The 17984-nt window shown below is 61.4% G+C and carries 14 protein-coding genes; 4 read left to right on the top strand and 10 right to left on the bottom strand.

The features are described 5' to 3' along the window. Positions 1-220 precede the first annotated feature (220 nt). Positions 221-1417: a multidrug effflux MFS transporter gene (locus QRN20_RS10570; protein ID WP_058431547.1), complete on the top strand. Its 1197-nt coding sequence runs from the start codon at positions 221-223 to the stop codon at positions 1415-1417. Between the two features lie 56 nt (positions 1418-1473). Here the strand turns inward: QRN20_RS10570 and QRN20_RS10565 are convergent, their stop codons facing one another. Next, positions 1474-2487 (bottom strand): zinc-binding alcohol dehydrogenase family protein, encoded by a 1014-nt coding sequence (locus QRN20_RS10565; RefSeq protein ID WP_122605529.1) that lies wholly within the window; start codon positions 2485-2487, stop codon positions 1474-1476. A gap of 113 nt (positions 2488-2600) precedes the next feature. On the opposite strand from QRN20_RS10565, the gene vimR reads away from it, so the two are divergent. Beyond that, on the top strand, positions 2601-3506 hold the full coding sequence (vimR, locus tag QRN20_RS10560; RefSeq protein WP_122414919.1) for a transcription regulator VimR: 906 nt from the start codon (positions 2601-2603) through the stop codon (positions 3504-3506). A 455-nt stretch (positions 3507-3961) separates the two neighbouring features. After that, positions 3962-4654, top strand: coding sequence for an ArsR/SmtB family transcription factor (locus QRN20_RS10555; RefSeq protein WP_025995916.1), 693 nt, complete (start codon positions 3962-3964; stop codon positions 4652-4654). A 540-nt stretch (positions 4655-5194) separates the two neighbouring features. On the opposite strand, the gene QRN20_RS10550 is transcribed toward QRN20_RS10555, so the two are convergent. The 7 genes from QRN20_RS10550 to QRN20_RS10520 all read right to left on the bottom strand — a co-directional run bounded on the left by QRN20_RS10550 (position 5195) and on the right by QRN20_RS10520 (position 12190). Beyond that, positions 5195-6148, bottom strand: a complete 954-nt coding sequence (locus QRN20_RS10550; protein WP_122605531.1) for an adenosine deaminase — start codon at positions 6146-6148, stop codon at positions 5195-5197. Between the two features lie 82 nt (positions 6149-6230). Continuing rightward, positions 6231-7199, bottom strand: a complete 969-nt coding sequence (locus QRN20_RS10545; RefSeq protein ID WP_025995914.1) for a 2-oxoglutarate and iron-dependent oxygenase domain-containing protein — start codon at positions 7197-7199, stop codon at positions 6231-6233. A 74-nt stretch (positions 7200-7273) separates the two neighbouring features. Next, the gene (locus QRN20_RS10540; RefSeq protein ID WP_029243530.1) at positions 7274-8368 is read right to left on the bottom strand and encodes a BMP family ABC transporter substrate-binding protein; all 1095 of its coding nucleotides are present in this window, start codon (positions 8366-8368) and stop codon (positions 7274-7276) included. 150 nt (positions 8369-8518) lie between these two features. Beyond that, on the bottom strand, positions 8519-9310 hold the full coding sequence (gene fecE / locus QRN20_RS10535; protein ID WP_122605533.1) for a Fe(3+) dicitrate ABC transporter ATP-binding protein FecE: 792 nt from the start codon (positions 9308-9310) through the stop codon (positions 8519-8521). 4 nt (positions 9311-9314) lie between these two features. After that, positions 9315-10283: an iron chelate uptake ABC transporter family permease subunit gene (locus QRN20_RS10530; protein WP_029243532.1), complete on the bottom strand. Its 969-nt coding sequence runs from the start codon at positions 10281-10283 to the stop codon at positions 9315-9317. Next, complete coding sequence (gene fecC, locus QRN20_RS10525; protein ID WP_025995910.1) at positions 10280-11269, bottom strand: iron-dicitrate ABC transporter permease FecC; 990 nt, start codon at positions 11267-11269, stop codon at positions 10280-10282. Before fecC ends, QRN20_RS10530 begins: the two co-directional genes overlap by 4 nt. Continuing rightward, complete coding sequence (locus QRN20_RS10520; RefSeq protein WP_029243534.1) at positions 11270-12190, bottom strand: Fe(3+) dicitrate ABC transporter substrate-binding protein; 921 nt, start codon at positions 12188-12190, stop codon at positions 11270-11272. Positions 12191-12476: 286 nt separating this feature from the next. Between QRN20_RS10520 and QRN20_RS10515 the strand changes: the two genes are divergently transcribed. Further along, a complete protein-coding gene (locus QRN20_RS10515) occupies positions 12477-13568 on the top strand; it encodes a calcium:cation antiporter (RefSeq protein ID WP_029243535.1) in 1092 nt (363 codons plus the stop codon). Positions 13569-13611: 43 nt separating this feature from the next. Here QRN20_RS10515 and QRN20_RS10510 read toward each other — a convergent pair whose 3' ends face one another. Both QRN20_RS10510 and QRN20_RS10505 read right to left on the bottom strand, forming a co-directional pair. Beyond that, positions 13612-16101 carry a hypothetical protein gene (locus QRN20_RS10510; protein WP_122605535.1) on the bottom strand — a complete coding sequence of 830 codons (2490 nt, stop codon included), beginning with the start codon at positions 16099-16101 and terminating at the stop codon, positions 13612-13614. A gap of 91 nt (positions 16102-16192) precedes the next feature. Next, on the bottom strand, positions 16193-17548 hold the full coding sequence (locus QRN20_RS10505) for an 8-oxoguanine deaminase (RefSeq protein WP_122605536.1): 1356 nt from the start codon (positions 17546-17548) through the stop codon (positions 16193-16195). Positions 17549-17984 lie beyond the last annotated feature (436 nt).

Here is a 17984-nt window from a genome sequence, read left to right as displayed (position 1 = left end):
CTGCTGCCGGTTCCCGGCAGATCGCCGGCAAGCCGCCTCCCACTGTCCGTGTTTGCTGCGCGACAGCGCGATGTCGAAGATGCAGTAACACGGTTTGCTCGAACCAACAGATGTGAGCAGTAACGAGCAGAAAAATCTTGAATTAATTTCCTCGCATTCCGTCCTCTGCAGGGTAAGCCGGTTAAACTGACGGGCTGCTCTGCATCGCTATGGAAGCCCGATGAATTTACGCACAATCCTGATACTTGGCGCACTGAGCGCTTTTGGCCCGTTGGCCATCGACTTCTATCTGCCTGGCTTCCCGGCCATGGCGTCGTACTTCGCCACTGATGAAAAACATGTCCAGCTGACCCTGGCAGCGTATTTCCTCGGCCTGTCGCTGGGCCAGCTGGCCTACGGGCCGGTGGCCGACCGTTTCGGGCGGCGCATGCCCATGCTGGTGGGCGTCAGCCTGTTCACGCTGGCCTCGGTGGCCTGTGCCTTTGCGCCAAGTCTCGAATGGCTGATTGCTGCCCGCTTCGTGCAGGCGCTGGGCGGCTGCGCGGGGATGGTGTTGTCGCGGGCGATCGTCAGCGACAAATGCAATGCCGTCGAATCGGCCAAGGTGTTTTCGCAGTTGATGCTGGTCATGGGCCTGGCACCGATTCTGGCGCCGATGCTCGGCGGGATATTGGTCAATGCCTTTGGCTGGCAGTCGATCTTCATCAGCCTGACGTTCTTCAGCGCGTTGTGCCTGACCGCCGTCGCGCTGGGTTTGCCGGAAAGCATGCCTGCCACCACGCCCCGCCAGCCGCTGCGTGGCGCCTTGCGGCAATACGGACGGCTGCTGACCGACCGGGTCTTCATTGGTCATGCGCTCACGGGCGGCATCGCCATGGCGGGCATGTTCGCTTATGTGGCCGGTTCGCCGTTCGTGTTCATCAAGCTGTACGGAGTTCCGGCCGAGCACTACGGCTGGCTGTTCGGGATGAACGCGGCGGGATTTATTGCGGTTGCACAGATCAACGCACGCATTTTACGCAAGACCGGTCCGGCGTTCCTGCTGACACGCACGGTATGGATCTATCTGGCGGCAGGTCTGGTGCTGCTCGGTATTACCGGGTTGCGCACCGAGGCGCTCTGGCCGCTGCTGGTACCGTTGTTCATCTGTGTCGCGAGTCTGGGCTGCATCATTCCCAATGCTTCGGCCTGTGCCATGAACGGCCAGTGGGCGCGGGCGGGCAGTGCATCGGCCCTGCTGGGTTGTCTGCAGTTCAGTGTGGCGGCGGCTGCCGCGAGTCTGGTGGGGGTGCTGCATGACGGCACTTCGACGCCGATGGCGCTGGTCATCAGCCTGTGCGGCGTCCTGTCGGTCGGCGCTTCGGTGTACACGCGCCGCTTGCAGGCCAGGCGTGACGCGCAGGTCGCGTCAGCCTGATCAAGTAAGGCGTTGTGTCTGTCGCGATGACTGACACAACGCCGAACGTTGTTGCTTCAGAATCCTTCCAGCACGATCTTGCCCTTGGCCTTGCCGCTTTCCAGCAGTTCGTGGGCGCGACGCAGGTTTTCAGCATTGATGGTGCCGAAGTGTTCGCCGAACGTGGTCTTCAGTGTCCCGGCATCCACCAGTTCCGCCACGCGATTGAGCAGGTTGTGTTGCTCGATGATGTCGTCGGTTTCGAACATCGAACGGGTGTACATGAACTCCCAGTGCAGCGACAGGCTCTTGCGCTTGAGCTTGGAGACATCCAGCGCCTTGGGGTCGTCGATCAGGCCCAGCTTGCCCTGAGGCTTGAGCGCTTCGACCAGTTGGTCGAGGTGCTGTTCGGTCTGGGTCAGGCTGGCAACGTGCGTCACAGCCTGGATGCCGACACGCTTGAGCTCTTCGCTCAGCGGTTTGCTGTGGTCCAGCACTTCATGGGCACCCAGCTCACGCACCCAGCTTTCGGTCTCGGCGCGTGACGCGGTGCCGATGACTTTCAGCGCGGTCAACTGCCGCGCCAGCTGGGTCAGGATCGAGCCCACACCACCCGCTGCGCCGACGATCAGCAGACTCTGCCCGCTTTCCCCTTTGCCCTGCACGATTTGCAGGCGCTCGAACAGCAGTTCCCACGCAGTGATGGCCGTGAGCGGCAGGGCTGCGGCGTGAGCAAAGCTCAGCGATTTTGGCATGTGGCCAACGATGCGCTCATCCACCACGTGCAGCTCGCTGTTGGCGCCTGGACGGGTCAACGAGCCTGCGTAGTAAACCTTGTCGCCCGGCTGGAACAGCGTGACATCGCTTCCGACGGCCTTGACCACACCGGCGACGTCCCAGCCCAGCACTTTGGCGTCGCCGTTCTCGGGCGAGACGTTCTGGCGGATCTTGGTGTCCACCGGATTGACGGAGATTGCCTTGACCTCGACCAGCAGGTCTCGCGCACCGGCAACCGGCTCGGGCAGTTCGATGTTCTGCAGGGAATCAGGGTTGCTGACAGGCAGCGACTGGTAATAAGCGACAGCTTTCATGACGGGTCCTCGGTTGAGAAAGTGATGAATGGATCATTGGCTATTTCCCGGAAAGATAAAACCCGCTAGAACGGCAGGCTCTTTCAATATATTTTTGATAATAAGGCGTTCGGATGCTGCGTTTTGATGACTTGCAATTATTCGTTCGGGCCGCTGACCTGGGCAGTCTGTCTGCGGCTGCTCGGGTCATGGACATGTCGGCGGCCGTTGCCAGTGCGGCGCTCAAACGCGTCGAGCATCAGGTGGGCGCGCGCTTGCTGGCGCGCTCGACCCGCAGTCTGCGCCTCACGGCAGAAGGTGAGGGCTTCCTCGAGTATGCCCGTGCTGCGCTGGGCAGCCTTGAGGAAGGGCAGCGTTTGCTGGCCAGTAGTCAGGATCGCTGTGAAGGCGTTTTGCAGCTCTCGGCGCCTTCAGACCTCGGGCGTAACGTGCTGTTGCCCTGGCTGGATGCATTTCAGCAGCAACACCCGCAACTCACCGTGCGGCTGCTACTGGGAGACCGTATTGCCGATCTGTTTCGCCAGCCCGTGGATGTGGCCCTGCGTTATGGCGAGCCGGAAGATTCGACGCTGGTCGCATTGCCCGTGCTGCCAGGTAACCGACGCGTTCTGTGCGCGGCTCCCGATTACCTGAAGCGTCATGGCCAGCCGCAACACATCGAACAACTGGCCCAGCACAACTGCCTGCTGTACATGCTCGGCGATCGGGTTCATGACCGATGGAGCTTCGAGGACGGCAAGCGGGAAATAAGCCTGACGGTGAAGGGCAATCGGTTCAGCGACGACGCTGATGTGGTGCGTCGCTGGGCGGTGGCCGGGGAGGGTGTGGCGTACAAGTCCTGGCTGGACGTCGCCGCCGACGTCAGGGCCGGGCACCTGCAGGTAGTCATGCCGCATTTATTGGGCGAACTGGCGCCCTTGAATCTGTTGTGCGCGCATCGCGCGCAACTGAGCAAACCGGTCAATCTGCTTCTGGAAATGCTTCGTACGCGGTGCAAGCAACATGCTGTAAGCCAATAAGAACTGTTCAGGGTTTATGGGGCTACAAAGGTAGAAGAATAAGCCTACGGAAGTTTCGGAAAATATAATGTTTAAATGCAGTCCAACTATGCAAAGTTCTTTTGCTTTCTGCGTTTTTCAATTCGATGCCTGTCGTCCCCATCTGCCGCTTTTTCGTCTGGATCTTTGCTCGCATAAAATATGCCTGATCTCGCTGTATGCCTGAAGCCCTTGTATATGGCGGTCTTTCGGCAGTGTGCGGCCTTGTGTGAGGCCCGCAATCGTGCAGGTAGGGACGAGTGTAACTCTCCCGCGCATGACTGCGGCCGGGACTACAAGTGTTTTAGTCAATCGGCTTATGGGGGGCAGAGTTTATACTTGTCATTTCAAGTTGGATGCGCGTTCAACTTTACTGAGGCGTGATTGCTGTCAATATGTCATCGCACTAGATGAATGTTTCAACAGGGAGTGAACACATGGAATATGCACCTTGCATCAGCCAGATTGCGACATTGCTGGCCGACCCCAAGCGCAGCGCAATGATTTGGGCGTTGATGGATGGTACTGCTCGCCCCGCCGATGAGCTGGCACTGTTGGCGGGTCTCTCGACCTCTTCGGCTGGCGCGCATCTGGCGCGTCTGGCCAGCGGCGGTCTGTTGAAGCAGGAGGCGCGGGGTCGCAAGCGCTTTTTTCGCCTGGCGGCGCCCGAGGTCGGTGCGGCGGTCGAGGCGCTGGCCAGTGCATCTCTGGTCAGTGCCGACCAGATCAGCCGAAGTGTGGCTCAGCCCATGCCTCCCTTGCCATTGCGTCGCGCGCGCATCTGTTGCGACCATTTGGGCGGCGAAATGGCGGCCGAGCTTTATCAGCGTCTGTTGGGTGCCGGGTGGATAGAGCAGCAGGAAAAGCGCATCGAAGTCACGAGCAAGGGCATCGCCAAATTCGCCGAACGCGGGATCTATATTCCGGCGCTCGCCCAGCGTAAACGCGAAACCGTTTGCGCCTGCGCCAACTGGAGCGAACGCAGCCCGCACCTGGGGGGTGCGCTGGGCGCAGGGCTGCTGCAACTGTTCATCCAGATGGGCTGGCTGCGCACGACCGAAGAATCCTGCACCTTGCAAGTATCATCGAGCGGGCAGCGGGAGATCAGCAAGATTGCATCGGCGGCATGAGCTGCGCAGCGAACACCGAACCGTGGGAGGCGTTGAACCCCAGAGCTGTGCTCATCGTTATACACAAGTCTGCCTCAACACTGATCGTGCCCATCGCTCCGCGTGGGCATGCCGCCCGTGACGCTCCGCGTCACAAATGGCACAGACTATGGATTCAGTGAGCCGAGCGCATGGCTCCAGTCACCTTTTCGCCCCTCGGCGACTTACTTTGAGAGGCCAAAGTAAGCAAAGCCTTTTGCTCCGGTTCCGGCCCCGGCTTCGCCGGGGTTCCTTCGTCCTGACACTGATTCGGGGGTCGCTGCAAATGGGCCATCCATGGCCCAGTGCAGCTCAGTCGGCATCCATGCCGATTGCCCCCCGAATCAGCGCCAGAACTCAGCCTTCACCCACGTCGCGATCTGCGGTGTTCATACCATCGCGCTACGAAAGCACATCAGTTGGGCGGTCTCTCCCGATAGCCAGATGACTTGTGTGTAACGATGAGCGCGGAGCATGGGCACGATCAGTGCCGAGGGTGTGGACGCAGGAAGTAATCCGGATTTACGGCTTCACCAGCCGTGCATCCAGGCTGTTCTGCGCCAGGCGTTTGGCCTGGTCTTCGGTCATGCCCAGATGGGTGTACAGGGCGTGGAAGTTTTCGGTGACGTAGCCGCCGAAGTACGCCGGGTCGTCCGAGTTGACGGTGACCTTCACGCCACGCTCGAGCATTTCGAGGATGTTGTGCTGAGCCATGTCGTCGAACACGCAGAGTTTGGTGTTGGACAGCGGGCAGACGGTCAGCGGGATCTGTTCGTCGATGATGCGCTGCATCAAGCGTTCGTCTTCGATGGCGCGCACGCCGTGGTCGATGCGTTCGATCTTCAGCAGGTCCAGCGCTTCCCAGATGTATTCCGGTGGGCCCTCTTCGCCAGCGTGGGCCACGGTCAGGAAGCCTTCGTTGCGGGCGCGATCAAAGACGCGCTGGAACTTGCTCGGCGGATGGCCCATTTCCGAGCTGTCCAGACCGACCGCCACGAACGCGTCGCGGAAAGGCAGTGCCTGTGTCAGAGTTTTCTCGGCTTCTTCTTCGCTCAGGTGGCGCAGGAAGCTGAGGATCAGGCCGCTGTCGACGCCCAGTTGCGACTTGCCGTCTTTGAGCGCTCCGGTGATTCCGGCCAGTACCACTTCGAACGCAATGCCACGGTCGGTGTGGGTCTGCGGATCGAAGAACGGTTCGGTATGAATCACATTCTGCGCTTTGCAGCGTTGCAGGTAGGCCCAGGTCAGGTCGTAGAAGTCCTGCTCGGTGCGCAGCACGTCCGCGCCCTGGTAATACAGGTCGAGAAATTCCTGCAGATTATTGAAAGCGTACGCCTTGCGCAGGGCTTCCACATCGTTCCACGGCAGGGCAATTTTGTTGCGCTCGGCCAGGGCAAACAGCAGCTCGGGTTCCAGCGAACCTTCAAGGTGCAGGTGCAGTTCTGCCTTGGGCAGGGCGTTCAACCAGTCGTACATGTGCTTTTCTCATCAGGTGCAGATCGCGGGCATTCTACAGATGCACGTCGCCGCGTTGGGTAAAACCTGACCGACCGTTCAACTAAGACGCTTTCTCCTGCTCTCGACGATAGGCATAGGTGTCGGAAAAGCGTGACAACAGGAACTCGGCACAGGTGGTGACAGGATAGCGGGCCGGCTGGCTTTCGCTCTGGCAACCGGGCAGGCATTCGATGCGTGTGTCCGGATGAGGTTCGGCGAAAAACGGCATCGAGTAGCGATCGACACCCAGCGGGCTGATGACCCGGTGCGGCGTGGACAGGTAACGGTCGTTGCTCCAGCGCGCCATCATGTCGCCGAGGTTGACCACGAACGTACCCTCGATGGGCGGCGCGTCTATCCATTCGCCCCGCACATCACGCACTTGCAGTCCGCCTGCCGCGTCCTGATGCAACAGGGTGATGCAGCCGTAATCGGTGTGCGCGCCTGCGCCTTGCTGTTCTTTCGAGGTCGCGGTGTGACGCGGCGGGTAATGAATCATGCGCAGCACGCTGACCGGGTCCTTGAAGCGCTGGTCGAAGAAGTCCCGCTCGATGCCCAGTGCCAGGGTCATGGCACGCAGCAGGGTTTGCGCCAGTGCCTGCATGTCCAGGTAATGCTGTTCCATCAGGCTTTCCCAGCCCGGCAGATCGGGATGTCGATTCGGTCCGCGCAGCGGTTTGCCCGCCAGCACGTCAGGATGCCCGGCATCCATGTGCAGACCCATGTCGAAGGTTTCTTTCAGATCGCTCGGCAGGCTGGGGTCCAGTTGCTCGGTGGCAATGGCGCCATAGCCGCGATGATGAGTGCTTTGGGTAATGTCGATCCTGAGCTTTTCCTCCGCCGGTTGGGCGAAGAAACGCCGGGCAGCCGATTGCACCTGCTCGATCCGCTGCGGTGTGATCGGGTGTCCCGTGATGTAGAAGAAACCCCATTCGCGACAGGCACTGTCGATCTGGCTGGCAACGCTCTGCCAGGCCTCGGTGTCCGTGCCGTAGAGCGGGGCGATGTCGATGATGGGAAGCTGATCCATGAAGCGGTCCTGGAAATCGGGTGGTCTTCAAAGTGATCGCGCCCTTTGAGTATGGACGCGATCCCTCGGGCAGATTACTTCGGCAACTCGGCCTTGATGCCTTCGACGTAATAGTTCATGGACGCGAGCTCAGCGTTGGTCGCGACCACACCAGCCGGGATCTTCACAGTGCCGGTCTGGTCCTTGATCGGGCCGGTGAACGGATGGAATTCGCCGCTTTCGATGCTGGCAATGAGCGTCTGTGCTTCAGCTTTCACGTCGGCAGGGACGATGTCGCTGATCGGCAGTTCAACCGTGCCTTCCTTCAGGCCGCCCCAGTAATCCTGTGGTTTCCAGGTACCCGCGAGCACGCCTTCGGCCGCCTGAATGTAATGCGGCCCCCAGTTGTTGACGATGGAGGTCAGGACAGCTTTGGGTCCGAAGTGCGCCATGTCCGACGCGTAGCCGACGGCGTATACGCCACGACGTTCGGCGGTCTGGATCGGTGCCGGGCTGTCGGTGTGTTGGAACACCACGTCCACACCCTGATCGATCAGCGCGTTGGCGGCGTCGGCTTCCTTGCCCGGATCGAACCAGGAGTTGACCCACACCACCTTGATCTCGGTGCCGGGGTTGTACTTGTTCAGCGCCAGCTGGATGGCGTCGATGTCGCGCAGCACTTCGGGGATCGGGAACGAGGCGACGTAACCGATCTTCTTGGTCTTGGTCATTTTCGCGGCGATGAAACCACCCACGTAACGGCCTTCATAGGTGCGGGCCAGGTAGGTGCCCATGTTCTTGTCCTGCTTGTAGCCGGTGGCGTGCTCGAACTTCACCTTGGGAAACTGCTTGGCGACTTTCAGGGTCGGGTTCATGTAGCCGAAGGAGGTGCTGAAGATCAGGTCATAGCCGCCCTTGGCCATGTTGCGGATCACGCGTTCGGCGTCGGCACCTTCCGGCACGTTTTCCACGTAGCTGCTGCTGACCTTGTCGCCCAGCGCCGCGACCATCGCCTTGCGGCCCTGTTCGTGCTGATAGGTCCAGCCGTGGTCGCCGATAGGGCCGATGTAGACGAAGCCGACTTTCAACGGATCGGCTGCCGAGGCGAGCAGGCTGGCGCCCAGACCGACGACAGCGGTCATGGCGCACAGCAGTTTTTTCAGGGGACGGCGTGGGGTGGTCAGGTGCATCGGGTCTTGCTCCTTGCAGTCTTGTTGGAGTGGATACTCCGCCAATGCAAATAGCTGACCACAAAGACAAGTTATGACGCAGACGCGCTGCAGACCGTTCTACTCCCGTTTATATGCAGCGCGACGGTGCAGGTTACAGGCCCTTCGCCGCTAACTGGTGCAGCGAGTGCTGCGTTCGACGATGCACATGGGCGTGCCTGCCACGGGTTCGCGCATGATCTGCACCTGAACATCGAACACTCGACACACCAGTTCGGCGTTCAATACGTCACCGGGTGTACCACTGGCCACCAGCCGTCCGGCCTGCATGACCGCCAGATGGTCGGCGTAACGACAGGCCTGGTTTATGTCGTGCAACACAGTGATGACCGTCTTGCCTTCGGCGCTGAGTGCGCGCATAAGGTCCAGCAGTTCGACCTGATGGCTAATGTCCAGATAGGTGGTCGGCTCGTCGAGCAGCACGATGGCGGCATCCTGGGCCAGAATCATCGCCAGCCATGCGCGCTGGCGTTGCCCGCCGGACAGGTCGGACAACGGCCGGTCGGCGAGGGTCTCCAGTTCCATGCGCTGCAAGGCCTGCTCGACACTGTGCTGATCCGCGCCGCTCAGACGCCCCCAAAGACTGTTGTGCGGACTGCGGCCATAAGCAACCAGCTGACGCACGCTCACGCCTTCGGGGATGGGCAATACCTGCGGCAGGAACGCCACCTTGCGGGCCAGATCCCGTGCCGACAGATCGCGGTAGGCCTTGCCGTCCAGACTCAGACTGCCGGCCTGCGGCGTGAGAATTCTCGCAAACGCCTTGAGCAGCGTGGACTTGCCACAACCGTTGGGGCCGATCAGCGCCGTGACCTTTCCGGGCGGCGGGTTGAACGACAGGTCCTGCACGATGCGGGTTGCGCCGTAGCCGATGTCGAGTTGCTGTGCCTGAAGAATGCTCATGGGATCAACCTTTGAATCGGGCCAGCAGCCACAGGAAATACGGAGCGCCGATCACCGCCGTGAGAATCCCTGCCGGGATCTCGCTGGGCGCGATCAGCGTGCGACCGAGCGTGTCGGCCAGCACCAGCAGCAATGCGCCCAGCACCATGGAGGCGGGCAGCAGGAATTGATGATGACCGCCCACCAGTCGACGGGCCATGTGCGGCGCGACCAGCCCGACGAAACTGATCGGGCCGATGATCCCGACGCCCATGCTGGTCAGCAGCACCGCGCTGCCCATCGCCAGCCAGCGCGTACGCGTGAGACCGGTGCCCAGGCTCTGCGCCGCTTCGTCACCCAGACCGATCAGGTTCAGCGGCTTGGCCAGCAATAGCGTGACTGGGATCAGAATCAACAACGGCACGGCCAGCAGCACGTGGTGCCAGTTGCGGCTCCACAGGCTGCCGGTCAGCGCCAGCAGGGCGGTGTTGATGTCCAGCGGATTGGACAGAATCAGAAACTCGGTGATGCTCGACAGCGTGACGGCAATGGCCACACCCGAGAGTGCGAAGCGCACACCGGAAAACTGCACACCGGTGTTGTACAGCGCCAGCAACAGTGCGCCGCCCGCACCGCCCAGACACGCCACGAAAGGCAGCGCGGAAACAGGCAAATGTGGAAAGCCGATGATCGCGATGGTCAGCGCGAGCCCCGCGCCTTGCGTCACGCCGAGGATTTCCGGCGAGGCCAGCGGGTTGCGGATCACGCCCTGCACGATGGCACCGGCCAGACCGAACGCACAGCCGGTGACAATGGCAATCAGACCTCGCGGCAATCGGTGATTCCAGACTTCGAAGTCCTTACTGTCATGAGCGATCAGATGGTCGAGCACCGCGCCCGGTGTCAGCCAGACCGTACCCGCACTCAGGCTCAGCAACAGTGCCAGCAGCAACAGGCCGATCAGGATCAGCAGTCTTGAGCGAGGCTGGCTCATAGCGCGCGCCTCGCCAGAAACAGGAAGAACGGCGCACCAATCAATGCCGTCACCACGCCCGCTGGCGTTTCGACCGGGAACGCCACGGCGCGGCTGATCAGGTCGGACGCCAGCACGATGGCGGCGCCCAGTCCGGCGCTGACCGGGATCAGCCAGCGGTAATCGTTGCCCAGCCATTGGCGGGCAATGTTCGGCGCGATCAGGCCGACAAAACCAATGGGGCCGACGGCGCAGACACTGGCGCCGACCAGCACCAGACTGACCACGAACACCAGCAGGCGCAGCGCGCCGATGCGCACGCCCAGCGAACGGGCGGCGTCCTCGCCAAGGTTGATCAGATTCAGGCGTGGCGCGCAGGCAATCGCCAGCACGACGCCGATCAGCGTGCAGGGCCACAGCAGTTGCAGCTGTTCAGCGCCAACGTTGGCCAGCGAACCGGCCAGCCAGTTCAGGACGCTTTGCGCCTGGGCTTCAACGAGAATCACGGTCAGGCGGGTCAGCGCCGCACACAACGCCGCCACCGCCACGCCCGCCAGCACCAGTCGGCCCTGGGATGTGGCAGGCGACCAGGCGCCGCCGAGGCTGAACACCGTGATCCACGCCAGGGCACCGCCCAGACAGGTCATCAGCAGCGCGCCGCCGGGGAAGGGCAGGGCAATCAGCCCTGTGGAGAACAACGCCAGACCCAGCGCCGCGCCCGCTGTCACGCCGAACAGAGACGGGGAGGCCAGCCGATTGCGGGTGATGCCTTGCATCAAGGCTCCGGCCACGCCGAGGCAGGCGCCGACCAGCGCCGCGCACAAGGCTCGCGGTACACGTAGTTGCGCGACGATGTAGGCGATGTTGCCGCCCTCGCGTCCCAGCGTGAACAGCCCGTTCCAGGCGTCGATCTGCCGGATGGTGAAGGGCGACAGGGCGAACAGCGACATCCAGAACAGGCCCAGACAACCTGCGGCGATCACGCTCGCCATCAGCCAGCGACGCATTTAAGGGTTGATCACGGCCTTGCCGCCCTTGAGGACTGCAAGCGCATCATCGGCAATCTGCTCGGACGCCATGATCCCGCGATTGCGCGCCCAGCTGTCGCCATCCACTTCGGCGACCTGTTTGTTGCGCACCGCACTCAGTACCTGCCACAGCGGCTGCTTGCTCCAGTTGTCCACCAGACTCGGGCGACGATAGTGCCCGACCAGCAGCCAGCCCGGATCCAGCGCCAGTAATTGCTCAAGGCTGACGAACTCGGTCGGCGCGGCGTTCTTGCGCACTTCCGGCACCTGCAAGCCGATGGCCTTCAACACGCTGCCTGCATAAGAGTGCGGGCCATGCACCGAGAAGCTGTCTTCACGGGCGACGCCGAACAGCACTTTGGTGTCGGCCGGGATTTGCGCAGCGACCGCTTTCAGATGCTCGCGGTTTTCAGCGATACGCGCCTGCATCTGCGGGCCTTTGCCCAGCGCAGTGCCGATCAGCTCGGCGGATTTCAGGCTGCCCTCATAGTCTTCGCCACGCGATGGCAGCATCAGCGTGGGGGCCAGGCTTTTCAGATCGTTGTACAGCGCCTGATGACGACCCAGGTCGGCAATGATCAGGTCCGGCTTCAGGCGTGCGATGACTTCTATATTCGGCTGCGAACGCAGGCCTACCGACTGCCATTCGCCAACGGCCTTGCGCGCCTTGGGCAGCACGCGGTTGGCATCGCCATCATCGGCGGCGCCTACGGGCGTCACGCCGACCGAGGCCAGACTGTCGAGAAAGGAAAACTCCAGCACCACCACGCGCTTGGGCGCATCGGGCAAGTGAACCTTGTGCTGGCCGTCATCAATGTCGATAGGCGCTGCCTGGGTGGCGCAAGCCATGGCCGCCAGCAGACTGCCGGCCAGCAGAGATGTCAGTCGAAAAGCACGCATGACGAATGTCCTTTTGTTACTGAAACGGAATCACTGAAACGGAACCGCGAAGACCCATTCACGCAAACCTGGCCGCGAACAGGCACGCCAGAAAGGCCGCGAAGAAAACGGCGGGCACTATTTCACATCGTGACGACGGGATCAAAAGTCATTTACGCATGGGTGGCGTTCCCATTCGGGGCATTTTTTGAAACCTTTTGTCACACCCTGCACTCTGAACGGCTTCAATGACAGACACCTTCATATACATCCGCGGCGATGTGTCGCAAGGGTTTGGGGAACAAACATGGGCGCTTTGCTCAAGCAGGAAAAATTTTTACTACTGGCGATCATCGCCACTTTTGTCGCCTATCCGCTGGAGCACACGTTGCTGGGCAATGGCCAGACAGTTGCTCTGGTGGCCGGTCTGGCGCTGGTCGGCTTCATCGTCTGTGCATCGCTGCGGGTGGCGCATCACGCCGAAATGCTCGCCGAGAAAGTGGGCGATCCGTACGGCACGATGATCCTGACGCTGTCGGCGGTGCTGGTCGAAGTGGTGATCCTGGCAATCATGATGAGCAACGAGCCATCACCGACGCTGGTGCGCGACACCATCTATTCCGCTGTGATGCTCGACATCAACGGCATCCTGGGGCTGGCCGCGCTGATGGGTGGTCTCAAGCACGGCGAGCAGTCGTACAACGACGATTCGGCGCGCACTTACAGCGTGATGATCATGACGGCCATGGGCGTGTCCATGATCGTCCCCGAGTTCATTCCCGAAGCGAACTGGAAGCTGTATTCGGCCTTCACCATCGGCGCGATGATTCTGCTCTATACTTTGTTCCTGCGCATGCAGGTCGGGCCGCACAGCTACTTCTTCAGCTACAGCTACCCGGACAAAAAAAAGCGCAAGGATCAGCCCGAAGAGCACGGCGAGCCGGTCAACCTGACCCGTTCCATCGCTACCCTGGTGGTCGGCGTAGTGGTCATTGGTGCGCTGGCCGAAGTCATGTCCAAGACCGTCGACCTGGGGCTTGAAGGCACCGGCGCGCCGCCGGTCATGACGGCGATTCTGGTCGCCGCCATTTCCGCGTCGCCTGAAATCCTCACAGCCTTGCGTGCAGCACTCGCCAACCGCATGCAGTCGGTGGTCAACATCGCGCTGGGTGCGTCGTTGTCCACGGTGATCCTGACCGTTCCGGTAATGGAAGCCATGGCGCTCTACAGCGGCCAGCCTTTCCAGATGGCCATGACGCCGGTGCAGACCGTGATGATCGCGATCACCCTGCTGGTCAGCGCGATCAACCTCAACGACGGCGAAACGAACGCCATCGAGGGCATGACCCACTTCGTGCTGTTCGCGACGTTCATCATGTTGTCGTGCCTGGGGCTTTGAGCAGCTTTACGCTGATCGTGCCAACGCAGAGCGTGTGGAACGATCAGCGAGCTAGCGCAAACTGCGTTAATGCCGTCCTGTCCAGCGCTCGCCAGAGCCCTGCGTCCTTCTCCTGTCCTGGCATCAGCCACAGTCCTTCACACTCGATCAGCGCCACAGCCGGTAGCTTCAGCAAGCTGGCCAGGCTGGTCGGGCTGACGCGGCCTGTGTCGGGATAAACGTCTGACGCCCAATCCCGCTCGAATGACCGTACCTTGAGCTTTCCATTGTCGAAGCTTTCTAATTGCGGTCGGTTGCCCGGGGAGTAGGGAAAGGTGCGCAGTGTTCGTTCCTGCACATCCAGCAGCAACAATTCCCAGCGGCTTTCCGGATCCACGTGCAGGCGGGTGAGGACCAGGTAGCGGGCGTCGGGTGACCAGATCATCGACGGAGCAAGGTCCTTGATGGCGCATCCGGACGCGGTCAGCAGGTGTCCACCCAGACGGCCTGCTCCTTTGCGCATCCAGCTGTCGGCGTACTCGGTCTCGCAGCCGAACAGCCAGGCCGCGTCGCTGTTGCCCGGTGCGGGCTGCACGAAGTCCCCGTCCGCGTTGGCGGCCTGAGGGAGTTTCACCGTTCGCCATTGTGGCAGCGCACGCAGAGCATCGTCGCCGATTTCCAGCTCGACAATCTGATAGTACGGACGAGAACCCTCGCGGTAATCCCAGAAGTCTGCCGCCTGCCCGACAAGTGGAGCGGGTTGGTCGTAACGCTGCAAGGCTGTGCTTTCACAGGCGTCCGTCAACCGCCCGGCTACGGTGATGACCGAGAGCTTGCCCTCGCGCACGTCCATGAGATGAACCACTTCCATGGGCGGTCCTTCCAGACGGCGGCGCTTGAGTAGGTCGATCACCACGACCTTGCCGCGGCTGGCCGGGTACTCGGTGAACGGGATCAATGCCAGATATCGCTGACAGTCCGAAACCCGATGCTCAAGCAGCCACAACCCCGGCAGTTCCCAGTCTGCGATGCGACAGCGGTAACCACCCAGATCGACCGCGTTGTCCATTTGCCAACTCAGCCGGGCGCGCTGCCCTTCCAGCAACGGCTCGGTCTCGATGCTGCTCATGCCGCGCTCGCCCTTGCCGGTCAGCGGGACGATCAGACGAACTCCGGTCAGTTTCCGCTCCCCGCCCTGCAATTGGCCTTGGGCATCGTGCCCGGTCTGGATTTCCGTGTCGCTGTGAATGCAGCGCAGGCTGTAGCCATAGCGGCCGCGATCCGGGCATTCGAACGCCAGATAGCCTTCGATGCGCAGATCATGCTCGTCCAGGGCTAGCGGTGCGTGCCAGTTGAGCGATATCTCCCGGTTGCTGATCACCCACGGCTCGGCCAGTGCCTGCCAGCCGGTTCGAGCTTGCCAGCACCAGTACTTCTTCTCTTCATCGCCGGCCTGTTGCGCCATGACACACAGTGCCTTGCCGTCCTCGCGCCAGATGATCGAATCGTCCGCGTAGAAAAACAGATCGCTTTCCCGGCCGTCCAGACTCAGTTGATAGGCCGGGTAGCGCAACGCGTCCAGCGGTTGCTCCAGATCGCGCAGGCTGGCAGGCATGCGCAAATGACCCTCGATGCGATGCCGGTCATGGGGTCCATTGCGTTCTATTCGTTCGGCGGCGGCGTCCTGAGGTCGCGCCGACGGCTCGATCCAGATATCCACGATCGGCATCATGTCGACGACGCGGGCAGTCTTGACCACGTCCTGCAGTTTGATCGTGGAGGCCCGGTTATCCACCAGCGGGCTGATGCGCCCGCTCAGATCGGTCGCGGTGAATGTGTCCAGCTCCCAGAATACGTCGTTATCACAGTGATACACCCGGCGCATCTGGCGGTCCAGAATGACCAAGCCCCACGCCTGACGCGAAGGCACGGTAGCAGCGAAGTAACGGCCGTCGATGGAAAACCGGGCTGAAGCTCCGATGCCTTGAAGCAGCACGCCATCGGGGAACAGGTAATCCATGTAGACCGGTCCGCCCATGGCGATCTCACCCATGTTGAAGACGCGAATTGGCTCGCCTTCGGGGGTACGTTCCGGTTCCTGGCCGCCCCATGCGCTATTGCTTGTTTCGTAGCTGCGCTGACGAAACGATGGTGGCGTGTTCTCGCCCTCTTTTTTGCCCTCGGAGGGTTCGGCGATGCCCAGTTTGCTTTCCCATCTTTGAAGCAGGTTCAGGCCCACTATGATCGTGAACAGAGCGACCAGTACATTCCAGTAATTGGGCAGCACGCGACCCAGGCTCAGCCCCAGGCCAATCATGGCGCTGACACTCAGTGATGTGATTGGGCTGGTAATACCTTTCCAGCCGGCCCATACACACAAACCGGTGGTGGCGGCCAGGCCGAGTACGATGAGCAATCCCTGCCAGGGCGGCAGCATCGTGAGCAGCGCGGCAGGCCCTATCAGCAGCAAGAGCTGCCAGGCCAGTCCCAGCAGCAGGACCGACAGACTTTTGTCATCTTCGGGAGGGCTTGAAGAGGGAGGGCTGGTGGACACGATGTCTCGCCTGGCGGCTGGGGGAGGCGACACTCTAGCGGATCAACACCGCAGTAGGTGTCGATCCGTTCACAGCTTTACAGGTCTGGCTTCAGCCTTGAATCAGTTCCCGTGCCGCCTGACGATGCTCGGCAATCAGTTGTTGCAGATCCAGCCCTTCGACCTGACCGTCGATCACACGCCACTGCCCGGCAATCATCACTCGATCCGCGCGGTCTGCGCCGCACAGCAGTAGCGCCGAGAGCGGATCGTGGCTGCCGGAAAAACGCAGTTCGTCGAGTTTGAACAGTGCCAGGTCTGCCTGCTTGCCGACCGCCAATTCACCAATGTCAGTGCGCCCTAGCAGTTGTGCCGAGCCCTTGGTGGCCCAGCCCAGTACGAGTTCCGGGGTGATCTTTTCTGCGCCGTAACGCAACCGTTGCAGGTAAAGCGCCTGGCGGGTTTCGAGCATCATGTTCGAGGCGTCGTTGGACGCCGAACCGTCGACGCCCAGCCCGAGCGGCGCGCCTGCGGCGATCAGATCCAGCGTCGGACAGATGCCGGACGCCAGGCGCATGTTGGAACTCGGGCAGTGGCAAATACCGGTGCCTGCCGAGCCCAGTCGCTCGATTTCGTCAGGATTGAAATGAATGCCGTGAGCCAACCAGGTACGCGGGCCGAGCCAGCCGACGCTGTCCAGATAATCGACGGTGCGCAGGCCGAAACGCTGCAGGCAGAAGTCTTCTTCGTCGAGGGTTTCGGCCAGATGGGTGTGCAGGCGCACGTCGAGCTTTTCAGCCAGTGCGGCGCTTTCAGCCATGATCTGCGGTGTGACGGAAAACGGTGAGCAGGGCGCAAGGGCGATCTGGATCTGCGCACCGTCGCCGCGCTCATGGTAGGTCTCGATCAGACGCTGACTGTCGGCCAGAATCACCTCACCCTGCTGCACCGTCTGTTGCGGCGGCAGACCGCCGTCCGCTTCGCCCAGACTCATGGAGCCGCGAGTGAGCATGGCGCGCATGCCCAGCTCGCGAACGCTTTGCACCTGCACGTCGATGGCCTGCTCGAGCCCGTCCGGAAACAGGTAGTGATGATCGGCAGCGGTCGTACAGCCCGACAGCAACAGTTCGGTCAATGCGACTTTGCTGGCGACGGCAAGCTTTTCAGGCGTCAGCCGCGCCCAGACCGGGTAAAGCGTCTTGAGCCACGGAAACAGCGGTTGATTGACCACCGGCGCCCAGGCGCGGGTCAGGGTTTGATAGAAGTGATGGTGAGTGTTGATCAGGCCCGGCAGCAGCACATGCTCGCGCGCGTCGAATACCTGATCGCAGGGCAGGGCAGGTTGTTGCCCGGCTGCGAGTACTTCAGTAATGACACCGCCTTCGATGACCAGCCCGCCACGGGCATCGAGGTCATTGGCGGTGAACACAGCAAGGGGATTTTTCAACCAGATACGGATCGCGGACATGGGCCGGCTCCTCTGAAAATGGGTTCAGGGTTAGCCAGCTCAGTGTTGCCCTGTCTGCTGATCCAGGGTGCGAGACAGACAGCGCCTCGGCAAGGTCGTGGAGTTTACTGAAGTGATCAGTTTTTAATCAAGTTGCGCGTGAAAGTGCGTGTGACGCGGAGCGTCACGAGATGCATGCCCACGCGATGGGCACGATCAGTGTGGAGTCAGACAATTGATCGTTCCTCACGCTCTGCGCGTGATCGGCGTGCTTGAGATCACGCTGATCGTTCCCACGCTCTGCGTGGGAATGCCTCTCAGGACGCTCCGCGTCCGCTCTCGAATGTGGCGCAGATGCGTGGACAAGCTCCAGCGTTATCCACGTCATGCGCTCGGCTCACTGAATCCGCAGTCTGTGCCATTTGTGACGCGGAGCGTCACGGGATGCATACCCACG

The organism is Pseudomonas sp. fls2-241-TYG-175 (assembly GCF_030209155.1).
GTDB lineage: Bacteria > Pseudomonadota > Gammaproteobacteria > Pseudomonadales > Pseudomonadaceae > Aquipseudomonas > Aquipseudomonas viridiflava.
This window is presented reverse-complemented; position numbering and strand designations above follow the sequence as displayed.